Raw genomic sequence first — 11,682 nt, forward strand, 5'->3', positions numbered from 1 at the left:
CCCCTTCTCTCCTACAACCGACCTCGAATAGACCTCGGAAAAGCCTACTGGTCTTGACTGCCCCACGCGGGCATCCGCACTCGGGCCAGGAGATTCAGGGGAAAATAACAAGGGACGCCTCTCCGAGACGTCCCTGGGTCTTGCGCTCCGATCACTCTCAGGTGAGTGCCGGCTCGCGCTCCTGCACGCGGCTTAGCGCCTCGTCGCGGGTTTGCGCTGCAAGAGCGTCATTCGTGGCCTGAAGTCGGATGAGTTCTGCCTCCAGATCCCGGATACGCTGCTGCAGGCGGCGCATCTCCGAGACCATCCGAGGGTCAGGACCGCCGACGTGGCCGAGTAGAGCCTTCGCCATGGTAAAGGGTCCTCCACGCTGAGTGACCAGACTGGTTCGCGCACTTCTATTCCGCGGGAGGGGTGCGCGTGGTACCTAACAAGAGTCGCACCGGCAGTGTGGGCGGTCAAGTCGAACGAACCGCTGAGCCCCACTAATGGGCACTCCCGACATACAACTATACCCTATTTGGGCGGTTTGACGAAACGGGCTACCTCTCCATGAATCCGCCCAAACTACCTCGGGGTTCGCTCCAGCGTTCCACTACTCCATCCACTCTGCCCGGCGTGTCGCAACCTCTGAGCAGCTCCAGGAGTTTGACGCAGGCCTCGCGCTCCCCCTCCGCGACGACCTCGACCCGGCCGTCATCGGTGTTGCGCGCCCAGCCCACCAGGCCGAGCTCCAGCGCCCGCGCCCGCGTCCACCACCGGAAGCCCACCCCCTGGACCCTGCCCCGCGCCCAGGCCGTCAGCCGGACCTGCTCGCCACCCTCCCGCGCCATCCCATCCCCTCTCACACCACCGACCCGCACACCACGCCTTCACGCGACCAGCGCCATGGCTTCACGTGACCGACGCCACGTCTTCACGCGACCAGGGCCATGGCGGACTCGCGCACCGCCGCCTCGTCGAACGCCCTGATCGCGGCCGTCTCCCTGGCCCGAACCCAGGCCAGGCCCAGGATCGACGGAGGCAGCCCGGTGACGGGCACGAAGCTGAGATCAGGGCGGGCGAGCTGCAGCGCCGTGGGCGTGCAGAACAACATGCCACCCCGGTTGAGCGCCACCTGAGTCAAGCCCTCCTGCGTGGTGGCCACCTTACCGGCGCGCGGAATCGGACGTCCGGAAGGAGTTACGGAGGGTGCGATCCGCTCATGCCACGCACGCGGAGCCGGGCCTTCGAGACCGATCAGCGGCACCTCGGCCAGCTCCTCCACCCCGATGCCCGCCCGGCCCGCCAGCGGATGCCGGACGGAGACGCCCAGCAGGTGCGAGACGCGGTTCAGCCCCTCGCCCGTCACCAGGTCGGGCTCGTCCACCGGCAGCAGCGTGAACGCCACGTCCACCAGCCCCGCCCGCAGCTTGCTGAAGGGGTCGGACAGCGGGATCTCCACCAGCTCCACCACGCAGCCCGGGTTGCGCCGCTCGAAGGCCCGCACGCTGCCCGTCACCACGTCCGTCGGCGTGGCCAGGAACCCGACCCTGATCACCCCTGTCACCTCGCGTGCCGCCGCCTTCGCGCTGGTCACGGCCTGCGCCATGCCGTCGTAGGCGGGCCGCAGGTCGGCCAGGAACCGCTCGCCCAGCGGGGTCAGCCGCACCCGCCTGCTCGTCCGGTCGAAGAGCCGGCCGCCGATCCTGGTCTCCAGGGAGCGCAGGAGCTGGCTCACCCGGCCCGGCGACAGGTAGAGCCGCTCCGCCGTACGCGCGAAGTGCAGCTCCTCGCTGAGCACGATGAAGCACTCCAGCTCCCTGAACTCCATGACGCCGCCCTCCGGCTCGATCGTTTAGCTCACCTAAAGCAAGCCTTCGGGGTTCGTCATTGTTCCCGCGCGGGGCCGGCAAGAGGCTGGGCCGCATGACTGTGACAGATGTTTCCGTACGGGCGCGCTGGCTCGCCGTGACCTCGGTCGCGGTCGGCACGTTCACCGTGGTGACCAGCGAGATGCTGCCCGTCGGCCTGCTGACCTCGATGGCCGCCGACCTGGGCGTCTCCCCCGGCACGGCCGGCCTGGCCATGTCGGCGCCCGGGCTGGTGGCCGCGGTCGCCGCGCCCGTGCTGGCCGTCGCCGCGCGCCGGGCCGACCGGCGGCTCGTCCTGCTCGGGCTGATGGGCCTGCTGGCGGTGGCCAACCTGGCGGCAGCGGCGGCGCCTTCCCATCCCGTGATGCTGGCCGCCAGGGTGCTGACCGGGGTGAGCATCGGCGGCTTCTGGGCCTTCGCCGCGGCGCTCGGGACGCGGCTGGTGCCTGAACCCGCCGTCGGCCGGGCCACGTCGATCATCTTGGGCGGGGTGTCGGTGGCGTCGGTGCTGGGGGTGCCCGCGGCGACGTTCGTCTCGTCGTTCGCGGGGTGGCGCAGCGCGTTCGCCGCGGCGGGCGTGCTGGCCCTGGCGCTCCTCGCGCTGCTGGCCGCGTCACTGCCGCCCCTGAAGCCGGAGCCTGAGCCGTCGCCGGAACCTCTGCCCTCCCCGGAACCTCTGCCCTCCCCGGAACCTGTGCCGTCGCCAGGGGCCGAGCCGCCGTCCGGGGCTGCGCCGCTCTCCGGTCCTGAGAGGCTTTCACCATCGGGCTCGGGGCCCGAATCGTCACCCGTGCCGGAAAAGCGCTCCTCGTGGCTCTCAGGGCCGCTCAAGCTGGTCCTGGTCCTGACGGCCCTGACCGTCTCCGGCCATTTCGTGGCCTACACCTACGTCCGCCCGTTCCTGGAGGAGATCGCCCAGGCCGGCCCCGCCCTCGTGAGCGCCGCGCTCCTGCTGTACGGGCTCGCGGGCGTGGCGGGCAACTTCGCCGCGGGCGCCCGGGCGGCCAGGAACCCCCGGCTGACCCTGATCACGCTGGCCGTGCTGATGGCCGCGGCCATGGTGGCCCTCGTGCTGACCGGCGTGCCCGCCCTGGTCGCGCTGGTGGTCTGGGGGCTCGGCTACGGCGGCGTCGGGGTGACGCTGCAGTTGTGGATCATGCGGTCCGGTGGCGGCGAGTGGGGGACGGCGCTCTTCGTCGGCGCCTTCAACGTCTCCATCGCGCTGGGCTCGTTCGCCGGCGGCCGGATCGCGGACGGGCTGTCGGTCCCGGCGGTGATGTGGGCGGGCGCGGCCCTCGCCGCAACCGCCGCGATCGTCGCCGCCTTCACCCGCCAAGGCCGACCCGACGCTGGCTGACGGCGCAGGTCGGGGGGCAACCACGGGGCCGACGGCAGCGTCCCGCCGTCCAAGGCACGGGGACAGGAAACAGCATCACCGCCGCGCAAGGCAGGGGCAGGAAGCGGCATCATGCCGCCAAGGCGCGGGGCCGGAGGTAGCGACCGCGGCCCGAGGCGCGGGTCAGGGTCAGCGGGGTCTGCGCTGGCACCGGGGGCAGGAGTACGACGACCGGTTCATGAACGCCTCACGCCTGATGGCGGTGCCGCAACGGGAGCAGGGCAGGTCGCGCCGCCCGTACACCTCCAGCGACCGTTCGAAGTACCCGCTCTCCCCGTTGACGTTCACGTACAGGCTGTCGAACGACGTGCCGCCCTGTTCGAGCGCGGCCCCCATGACCGCCCGCACCGCCGTCACCAGCTCGCCCACCTTGGGCCTGGTCAGCGTCTCCGTGGGCCGGGCCCAGTGGAGCCTGGCCATCCACAGCGCCTCATCGGCGTAGATGTTGCCCACCCCGCTGATCAGCGACTGGTCGAGCAGCGCCCGCTTGATCTCGGTGCGGCGAGCCCTCAGCCTGCGGGTGAACTCGCCCTCGTCGAACGCCGCCTCGAACGGGTCGGGAGCGATGTGCGAGATCGGCTCGGGCACGCCGCCCACGAGCGGGCTGAGCATGACGTGGCCGAAGGTGCGCTGGTCCACGAAGCGCAGGTCGGGCCCGCCGTCCTCGAAGCGGAGCCGTACCCGGAGGTGCTTCTCCAGCGGTGAGTCCGGCTCCACGACCAGGAGCTGGCCGCTCATCCCCAGGTGGGCCATGAGCGCCTCGCCTGCGCCGGAGAGCGGCAGCCACAGGTACTTGCCGCGGCGTTCGGCGGACAGCACCGCGCGGCCCTTGAGCCGCGCGGTGAACTCGTCGGCGCCGGGCACGTGCCGCCTGATCGCGCGGGGGTGCAGCACCTCCGCGGAGGCGATCTCGCGCCCGATCACCCACTGCGCCAGGCCGCGCCTGACGACCTCGACCTCAGGAAGCTCGGGCACCTCGGACCTCTTCCGACTGGGGGTACACAACTCTCACCCTGTGGCCAACGTCCGGCGGCCCCGCAGCCCTTCCCGGGGCGATCAGCCCGGCAGGCTTGTGGCCAACGCCCGGCGGCCCCGCGGCCCTTCCCGGGGCGATCAGCCCGGCAGGCTTGTGGCCAACGCCCGGCGGCCCCGCAGCCCTTCCGGGGCGGTCAGCCGGCGGGCTGGCTCTCGCGCTGGTCGCGGCGGGCCCTGATGCGGGTCCACGCCGCCTCGGCCGCCTGCTGCTCGGCCTCCTTCTTGCTGCGCCCGGTGCCGGAGCCGTACGACTCGCCGCCGACGCGGACCATGGCCGTGAACGACTTGGCGTGGTCGGGGCCGCTCTCCTCGACGTGGTACTCGGGCACCCCGAGCGCCTCGGACGCGGTCAGCTCCTGCAGCGAGGTCTTCCAGTCGAGCCCTGCGCCGAGCGAGGCCGAGCGCACGATCAGCGGGTCGAACAGCAGGTGGACGACCCGGAACGCCTCGTCGAGGCCCTTGTCGACGTAGATCGCGCCGATCAGCGCCTCAAGGGTGTCGGCCAGGATGGAGGACTTGTCGCGCCCGCCGGTGCCCTCCTCGCCGCGGCCGAGCCGCAGGAACCGGCCCAGCCCGAGGCCTCTGGCGACGTCGGCCAGCGCCCGCATGTTGACCACGGCGGCGCGCAGCTTCGCGAGCTGGCCTTCCGGCAGGTCGGGGTGGTTGCGGTAGAGGGTGTCGGTGACCACCAGGCCCAGCACCGAGTCGCCGAGGAACTCCAGGCGCTCGTTGGTGGGCAGGCCGCCGTTCTCGTACGCGTAGGAGCGGTGCGTCAGCGCGCGCTCCAGAATGTCGGGGTCCAGGCCGACCGACAGGACCCGCTCCAGCTCGTCTCTGGCGACCTCCACGGCCACCGGCTTAGGACCTGCGCCCACGTGCTTCCTCCTCGGACATCTTCCTATGGCGCGCCGGCTGCGGAAGATGCCCGAAAACGTGGTGGGCGTCGGGGTAACGCGTTAGCCCCGGCGTCCACCACGGCCGCGGGCGAACCGCCGCCGCACGCATCTGAGACGGTAACGCCGACCGAGGCACTTTGGCACCCGGTCGGCATCACGTCAACTGATACAGAATCAGGCGGACGGCTCGATGACCTGACGACGGTTGTAGGTGCCGCAGGTGGGGCACGCGATGTGCGGCTGCTTGGGCGAACGGCACTGCGGGCAGCTCACCAGGGCGACAGCAGTCGTCTTCCACTGGGAGCGACGGGCGCGGGTGTTGCTCCGCGACATCTTTCGCTTCGGGACGGCCACGTCACTTCTCCTGATCGTTATCTTTGTCGGAAATCAGACCTTGCAGCGACGCCCACCGGGCGTCGATCTTCTCGTGCCGGTGATCGTCGCCGGCCTCGGCCAGCTTGACCCCGCATTCCGTGCAGAGCCCCGCGCAGTCCTCGCGGCACACAGGGCTCAACGGCAGTGCGAGCACCACCGCGTCGCGGAACGTCGGCTCGAGGTCGAACAGCTCTCCGTCGAGCAGTGAGTCATCCTCCGAGGCGTCCTCGTCGGAGTAGAAGAAGAGCTCCTGCAGATCGACGTCGATCTCCAAGGAGATCGGGTCGAGGCACCGCGCGCACTCCCCGGCGAGCGGGGCCTGCGCCGTGCCTGAGACGAGCACGCCTTCCATCACTGCTTCGAGCCGGAGATCCAGCTCGACTTCGGCGTCCTTGGGGACACCGATCATGTCGACGCCGAGGTCTGCCGGTGCCGGGAGCGTCAGGGTCATCTGCCTCATCGTCCCCGGCCGCTTACCCAGGTCATGAGTGGAGATCACCCACGGGGAGCGGGGGTCGAGGTGCTGAGTCATCCTGCTCTCGCTAGGCATGGCGAAAACAATCGCCGTCGTACAAGGCCGAAATGAAAGGATAGCAGCTCGCGGTCAGCCCCTGAGCCGCTCGATGAGCAGCTTGTGCACGAGATCCGGCACCAGACCCGACACGTCCCCGCCATATCGGGCGATCTCCTTCACCCGGGAGGACGACAGGAACGAGTACTCGGGGTTGGTGGGCATGAAAAGGGTCTCGACCCCCGACAGGCGGTAGTTGAGCTGCGCCATCTGCAGCTCGTAGTCGAAGTCGCTGACCACCCTGATGCCCTTGACGATGGCGGGGATGTCGTTCTGCCTGCAGAAGTCCACGAGCAGGCCGTGGAACTTCTGCACCTTGACGTTCGGGTACTCCTTGGTCACGGTCTGCAGGATCTCGATCCGTTCGTCAACCGTGAACAGGCTGCTCTTCTCGACGTTGATGAGGACTGCCACGGTCACCTCGTCGTACAGCCGTGCGGAACGGCCGATGATGTCGAGATGACCATTGGTGATGGGGTCGAACGACCCCGGGCAGACTACGCGGCGCAAAACGCCTCCCAGGTCTACGGGTTCCCGGCGGCGCGACCGTACCAAACGGACGCTTCGCCATAACGACGGACCCTCTCCTCAACGTAACCTTCCGGCCACATCAAGGGCTTTCCCCTGCTTTCCCTCTCGAACGCCACCAAAGCCTCATCCGCCAGCCAGCCGTTGTCCCGCAGCAGCGCCAGCACCGTCTGCACCTCCTCGTCCGTCACCGCGTACGGCGGATCGGCGAACACGATCTCGAACGGCGCCTCCGGCGGCTTGCCCAGCAGCCGCTCCACCTTGTCGGCCACCACCCGGGCGCCCGGCAGGCCGAGCGAGGCGACGTTCGCCTTGATCGTGCGCACCGCCTTGGGGTCGGACTCCACCAGCACCGCCTCGGCCGCCCCGCGCGACAGGGACTCCAGGCCGATCGCGCCGGAGCCCGCGTACAGGTCGAGGACGCGGGCGTCGCGGAGCCCGTACAGGGAGTCGAGCGTCAAGAGGATCCCTTCCCGAGCCCTGTCGCTGGTCGGCCTCGTACCGCGCCCCGGCGGCACGGCCAACCGCCGCCCACCCGCCACGCCTGCGATGATCCGCGTCATGTGACCCATTGTTCCGCATGTTCGCGCAGGTCAAGAGTGGACAAGTGTCTGCCTCGGATGCGCAAGGGTGATTGGCATCGGGGGGCCTGGCCCGCAAGATGATGACTGCGGCCTTCAAGGTGACCCACGTGAAGGCCGACCGGCGTGATCGTGAGCCCTTCCGCACGCCGGTTCCCTCGGCACCTGACCCGAGGGTGGGCCCAGCCGGGGACGGCATTCGGGGGGAGGCCGTCCCCGCGGCTGGGTTCGAGGATCAGCTCAGGTCTTCTCCAGGTACTCGGCCCGCTCGTCGGCCAGCAGCCGGTCGATCTCCGCCCGCAGCCCCTCGTGCCGCGCCAGCTCCGGGTCCTCCTCCAGCAGCGCCGCCGCCTCGTCACGGGCCGTGGCGATCACGTCCTCGTCGCGCAGCAGTTGCAGCAGCTTCAGCGACGAGCGCTTGCCCGACTGCGCCGCGCCCAGCACGTCGCCCTCCCGGCGCTGCTCCAGGTCCACCCGCGACAGCTCGAAGCCGTCCAGCGTGGCCGCCACCGCATCGAGACGGGCCCGCGCCGGGGTGCCCTCGGGGAAGTCGGAGACCAGGAGGCACAGGCCGGGCAGGCCGCCACGGCCGACCCGGCCGCGGAGCTGGTGGAGCTGGGAGACGCCGAAGCGGTCGGCGTCCATGATGATCATGACCGAGGAGTTGGGCACGTCCACGCCGACCTCGATGACGGTCGTGGCCACCAGGACGTCGAGCTCGCCCCGGGTGAACGAGCGCATGATCGCGTCCTTCTCCTCCGGCGGCAGCTTGCCGTGCAGGGTGGCCACGCGCAGGTCGTGGAAGGGGCCCTCGGTGAGCAGCTCGGCCACGTCCAGCACGGCCAGCGGCGGTCGGCGCTCGTCGCCTGAGGCCGCGCCCGCCAGGTCGCCCTCGTCGCCCTCCAGATCGCCGATGCGCGGGCACACGATGTACGCCTGCCGCCCCAGCGCCACCTCCTCCCTGACCCGCTGCCAGGTGCGCTCCAGGTAGTGGGGCTTCTCGGCGGCGGGCACCACGTGCGTGGTGATCGGCGCCCGGCCCGACGGGAGCTGGGAGAGCGTGGAGACCTCCAGGTCGCCGAAGACCGTCATGGCGACCGTGCGCGGGATCGGGGTGGCCGTCATGACCAGCACGTGCGGCCGGCCGCCGCCCGCCTTCTCGCGCAGCGCGTCACGCTGCTCCACCCCGAACCGGTGCTGCTCGTCCACCACGACCAGCCCCAGATCGGCGAACTGCACGTGCTCCTGCAGCAGCGCGTGCGTGCCGACGACGATGCCCGCCGTGCCCGAGGCCGCGTCGAGCAGCGCCGAGCGGCGGGCGGCTGCGCCCATCGAGCCGGTCAGCAGCGTGACCGCGGTGCCGCCGAACATGCCGCCCTGCGCCAGGTCGCCCAGCATGTTGGTGATCGAGCGGTGGTGCTGCTGGGCCAGCACCTCCGTGGGCGCCAGCAGGGCCGCCTGGCCGCCCGCGTCCACGACCTGGAGCATCGCCCGCAGCGCCACCACCGTCTTGCCCGCGCCGACCTCGCCCTGCAGCAGCCGGTGCATCGGGTGCTCGCGCGCCAGGTCGGCGGCGATCTCCTCGCCCACCTGCGCCTGCCCCTCCGTCAGCGAGAACGGCAGCCGCCCGTCGAAGTCGGCCAGCATCCCGTCGGCGCGCCGCGGCCTCGGCTTGGCGGGCCAGGCGGTGGCGGCCTGACGGCGCTGCAGCAGCACGGACTGCAGCACGAACGCCTCGTCGAACTTCAGCCTGTCACGCGCCCGCCCCACCTCCGCGAAGTCCTTCGGCCTGTGGATGGACACCAGCGCCTCCCCCAGGTCCTGCAACCGGTGGCGGGCCCGCAGGCTCGCGGGCAGCGGGTCGTCGAGCGGGCCGAGCGTGTCGAGCACCATGCCGATCGCGCGCCTGATCGCCCACGGCGTCAGATCCTTGCCCGCCGGGTAGATCGGCACCGGCGCCGCCGCGAACTCCTCCGCGTTCGCCTCGCCCTCCTCGAACAGCTCGAACTCGGGGTGCGAGAGCTGCCAGCGCGGGTTCGTCCGCGACCCGAACAGCCCCACCTTCCCGGCGAACATGCCGCGCCGGCCCGGCTTGAGCCGCGACTCCGCCACGTGCGAGCCCTTGCCGAAGAACGACAGGTAGATCCGGGCGCCGTTGCCGTCGACCACCTCGGCCTCCAGCCAGGTGCCGCCCCTGTTGCGCATCGGTTTGCGCATCAGCCTGGTCACCTCGCCGACCACGGTGACGTGCTCGTCGACCTCCAGCGCGTCCAGCGAGGTCAGCTCGCCGCGCTCGGCGTAGCGGCGCGGGTAGTGGCGCAGCAGGTCGCCGACCGTCTCCAGGCCCAGCACGCTGTGCAGCAGCTTTGCGGTCTTCGGGTCGAGCGCCTTCGTCAGAGGCTCGTCGAAACGGCTCACGGCAATAAGTTCTACCGCTTGAGGCCGACAGGAATCCCCGCCCAGCTCATTCCACGCCGATCAGGAGCGGGTAGCCGCCCTGTTCGCCGTCGTACACCACCAGGTCCACGTCCGGCCGCGTCCGCCCGAGACGGCCCTCCAGACGGCCCGCCAGCCCCTCCGGCGCCTGCGCCCCCGTCACCAGCGTGACCAGCTCGCCGCCGCCCGCCAGCATGCGATCCACGACCACACCGGCCACCCCCTCGACCGAGTCGCCGATCACCGCCACGTCGCCGTCGATCATCCCGAGCACGTCGCCCGGCCTGCACACCCCCGCGCTGGTGAACGCCGCCCTGTCGGCCACCGTCACGTGCCCGTAGCGGGTGTGCCCGGCCGCGTCCGTCATCGCCACCACGTCGTCGTCGAAGCGGCGCAGCGGGTCGTGCACGGCCAGCGCCGCCAGCCCCTGCACGGTCGCCTTCGTCGGCAGCACGCTGACCGTCACGCCGTCCTCACGGGCGATCTGCGCCGCCGCGGCGGCCACGGAGCGCACGCCGTCGTCGTTCGGCAGGACCGCCACCTCGCTGCCCGCCTGCCTGATCGCGGCCAGCACGGCGGGCAGCGCGGGCCTGGTGCCCGGCGCGCGCCGCACCACTACAGCGCCGCTCTCCTCGAACAGCGCCGCGATCCCGTCGCCCGCCGCGACCGCCACCACGCCGCGCCCCGCGCCGCCGCGATGGGTGCTCTCCGCCAGGTACGTGATCCGGATCCGGTGCGGCCTGCCCGCCCTGATCCCCGCCTCGACCGCCGGGCCCGCCTCCGGGACGTGCACGTGCACGTTCCACAGCCCGTCGCCGCCGATCACGACCAGCGACTCGCCCATCGCGTCGAGCTCCTCGCGCAGCCCCGCCACCGCCCCGTCGTCGGCCTCCAGCAGGTACATCACCTCGTACCCCGCCCCCACCTCCGTCATCGGCGAGACCCGGTGGGTCGGCGCGGGCACCTCGTGATGTCCGGCCGAGTCGCCGCAGATCACCTCGGCGAGCGTCTCCAGCACGATGGCCGCCCCGGCGCCGCCCGCGTCCACGACACCGCTGCGGGCCAGCACGTCGAGCTGCTCGGGCGTGCGGCGCAGCGCCGCCCGCGCCTCCCCCGCCGCCTGCCTGGCCACCTCGGCCAGATCTCCCTCAAGCTCCTGTACGGCGCGCGCCGCCGACTCCAGCACGCTCAGCACCGTGCCCTCCACCGGCCTGGCCACCGCCTCCCTGGCCAGCACGGACGCCCTGAGCAGCCCGGCCCGCAGGTCGGCGCCGTCCTTCAGCACCTCCGCGAGCCCGCGCAGCGCCTGGCTGACGATCACCCCCGAGTTGCCGCGCGCCCCCACCAGCGCCCCGTACGAGAGCGTCTGCCACACCACGGCCGCGTCCACGTCGTCGGGCAGCGACTCCACGGCCTCGGCGGCGGACAGCATCGTCAGGTGCAGATTGGTGCCCGTGTCGCCGTCGGCCACGGGGAACACGTTGAGCGCGTCGATCTCCGTCCTGGCCTGACCGAGCGCGTCGGCCGCCAGCCGGGCCCAGCGCCGCACGGCGGGCGGGTCGAGGATCTTCATACGACCTCCTGCCCGGCCAGGATGCGCTACCGTTGTCCGAGGAGAATATCGCCGCCCCGGGCCTGAACCAGATGCTCTGGTTCGCGCCCATCGGCGTGGATCAGATATTCTCGTCTGGCTGGCCGGTTGTCCCGGCATGCCCTCCGCCCGGAAAGCATCAGCGGACAGGGCTACATCGACTGTTTTAAGGAGCGATACCGTGGCTTCCGTCTGCGATGTCTGCCGCAAGGGGCCGACCTTCGGCAACAACGTGTCCCACTCGCACCGCCGCACCCGCCGTCGTTGGAACCCCAACATCCAGACGGTTCGCGCGGTCGTGGGCGGCACGCCGAAGAAGCTGAACGTGTGCACGTCGTGCATCAAGGCGGGCAAGGTCACCCGCTAGTTCATACGTCTTCACGAAGGCCCGCCTCTCTTTTCGAGGGGCGGGCCTTCGTC

The 11,682-nt window shown here is 71.2% G+C and carries 13 protein-coding genes; 2 read left to right on the forward strand and 11 right to left on the reverse strand.

Annotation, left to right across the window (positions count from 1 at the left end):
• Nucleotides 1-157 precede the first annotated feature (157 nt).
• The 3 genes from ABD331_RS51255 to ABD331_RS51265 form a co-directional block, all read right to left on the reverse strand.
• A complete protein-coding gene (locus ABD331_RS51255) occupies nt 158-352 on the reverse strand; it encodes a hypothetical protein (protein WP_043618321.1) in 195 nt (64 codons plus the stop codon).
• A 190-nt stretch (nt 353-542) separates the two neighbouring features.
• Nucleotides 543-833 carry an acylphosphatase gene (locus ABD331_RS51260; RefSeq protein WP_344493165.1) on the reverse strand — a complete coding sequence of 97 codons (291 nt, stop codon included), beginning with the start codon at nt 831-833 and terminating at the stop codon, nt 543-545.
• An 83-nt stretch (nt 834-916) separates the two neighbouring features.
• Nucleotides 917-1,813, reverse strand: a complete 897-nt coding sequence (locus ABD331_RS51265) for a LysR family transcriptional regulator (RefSeq protein WP_344493167.1) — start codon at nt 1,811-1,813, stop codon at nt 917-919.
• A 95-nt stretch (nt 1,814-1,908) separates the two neighbouring features.
• Between ABD331_RS51265 and ABD331_RS51270 the strand changes: the two genes are divergently transcribed.
• Complete coding sequence (locus ABD331_RS51270) at nt 1,909-3,210, forward strand: MFS transporter (protein ID WP_344493169.1); 1,302 nt, start codon at nt 1,909-1,911, stop codon at nt 3,208-3,210.
• Between the two features lie 168 nt (nt 3,211-3,378).
• Here ABD331_RS51270 and mutM read toward each other — a convergent pair whose 3' ends face one another.
• From mutM to ABD331_RS51310, 8 genes are all read right to left on the reverse strand, one after another.
• Entirely contained in the window at nt 3,379-4,224 is an 846-nt protein-coding gene (mutM, locus tag ABD331_RS51275; RefSeq protein ID WP_344493171.1) for a bifunctional DNA-formamidopyrimidine glycosylase/DNA-(apurinic or apyrimidinic site) lyase, read from the reverse strand.
• Nucleotides 4,225-4,418: 194 nt separating this feature from the next.
• Nucleotides 4,419-5,138, reverse strand: a complete 720-nt coding sequence (rnc, locus tag ABD331_RS51280; RefSeq protein ID WP_185111701.1) for a ribonuclease III — start codon at nt 5,136-5,138, stop codon at nt 4,419-4,421.
• 216 nt (nt 5,139-5,354) lie between these two features.
• Nucleotides 5,355-5,534, reverse strand: a complete 180-nt coding sequence (gene rpmF, locus ABD331_RS51285) for a 50S ribosomal protein L32 (protein ID WP_033409409.1) — start codon at nt 5,532-5,534, stop codon at nt 5,355-5,357.
• 1 nt (nt 5,535) lies between these two features.
• Nucleotides 5,536-6,105, reverse strand: coding sequence for a YceD family protein (locus tag ABD331_RS51290; protein WP_425566256.1), 570 nt, complete (start codon nt 6,103-6,105; stop codon nt 5,536-5,538).
• Between the two features lie 54 nt (nt 6,106-6,159).
• Nucleotides 6,160-6,636 carry a pantetheine-phosphate adenylyltransferase gene (gene coaD, locus ABD331_RS51295; RefSeq protein ID WP_344493176.1) on the reverse strand — a complete coding sequence of 159 codons (477 nt, stop codon included), beginning with the start codon at nt 6,634-6,636 and terminating at the stop codon, nt 6,160-6,162.
• Nucleotides 6,637-6,650: 14 nt separating this feature from the next.
• Nucleotides 6,651-7,217, reverse strand: coding sequence for a 16S rRNA (guanine(966)-N(2))-methyltransferase RsmD (gene rsmD, locus ABD331_RS51300; protein ID WP_344493178.1), 567 nt, complete (start codon nt 7,215-7,217; stop codon nt 6,651-6,653).
• 258 nt (nt 7,218-7,475) lie between these two features.
• The gene (gene recG, locus ABD331_RS51305; protein WP_344493180.1) at nt 7,476-9,653 is read right to left on the reverse strand and encodes an ATP-dependent DNA helicase RecG; all 2,178 of its coding nucleotides are present in this window, start codon (nt 9,651-9,653) and stop codon (nt 7,476-7,478) included.
• 46 nt (nt 9,654-9,699) lie between these two features.
• Complete coding sequence (locus ABD331_RS51310; protein ID WP_344493182.1) at nt 9,700-11,244, reverse strand: DAK2 domain-containing protein; 1,545 nt, start codon at nt 11,242-11,244, stop codon at nt 9,700-9,702.
• Nucleotides 11,245-11,443: 199 nt separating this feature from the next.
• Here ABD331_RS51310 and rpmB point away from each other — a divergent pair, with 199 nt between their 5' ends.
• The gene (gene rpmB, locus ABD331_RS51315) at nt 11,444-11,629 is read left to right on the forward strand and encodes a 50S ribosomal protein L28 (RefSeq protein WP_043618345.1); all 186 of its coding nucleotides are present in this window, start codon (nt 11,444-11,446) and stop codon (nt 11,627-11,629) included.
• Nucleotides 11,630-11,682: the final 53 nt, after the last annotated feature.

This window comes from Nonomuraea monospora, assembly GCF_039531895.1.
Taxonomy (GTDB): domain Bacteria; phylum Actinomycetota; class Actinomycetes; order Streptosporangiales; family Streptosporangiaceae; genus Nonomuraea; species Nonomuraea monospora.

Bases quoted from the DNA above. Each gene is read 5' to 3' on its own strand.
- rsmD (WP_344493178.1), bottom strand. From the start codon at position 7,217: ATGACGCGGATCATCGCAGGCGTGGCGGGTGGGCGGCGGTTGGCCGTG.
- ABD331_RS51290 (WP_425566256.1), bottom strand. From the start codon at position 6,105: ATGCCTAGCGAGAGCAGGATGACTCAGCACCTCGACCCCCGCTCCCCG.
- ABD331_RS51270 (WP_344493169.1), top strand. From the start codon at position 1,909: ATGACTGTGACAGATGTTTCCGTACGGGCGCGCTGGCTCGCCGTGACC.
- ABD331_RS51265 (WP_344493167.1), bottom strand. From the start codon at position 1,813: ATGGAGTTCAGGGAGCTGGAGTGCTTCATCGTGCTCAGCGAGGAGCTG.
- ABD331_RS51260 (WP_344493165.1), bottom strand. From the start codon at position 833: ATGGCGCGGGAGGGTGGCGAGCAGGTCCGGCTGACGGCCTGGGCGCGG.
- ABD331_RS51255 (WP_043618321.1), bottom strand. From the start codon at position 352: ATGGCGAAGGCTCTACTCGGCCACGTCGGCGGTCCTGACCCTCGGATG.
- ABD331_RS51310 (WP_344493182.1), bottom strand. From the start codon at position 11,244: ATGAAGATCCTCGACCCGCCCGCCGTGCGGCGCTGGGCCCGGCTGGCG.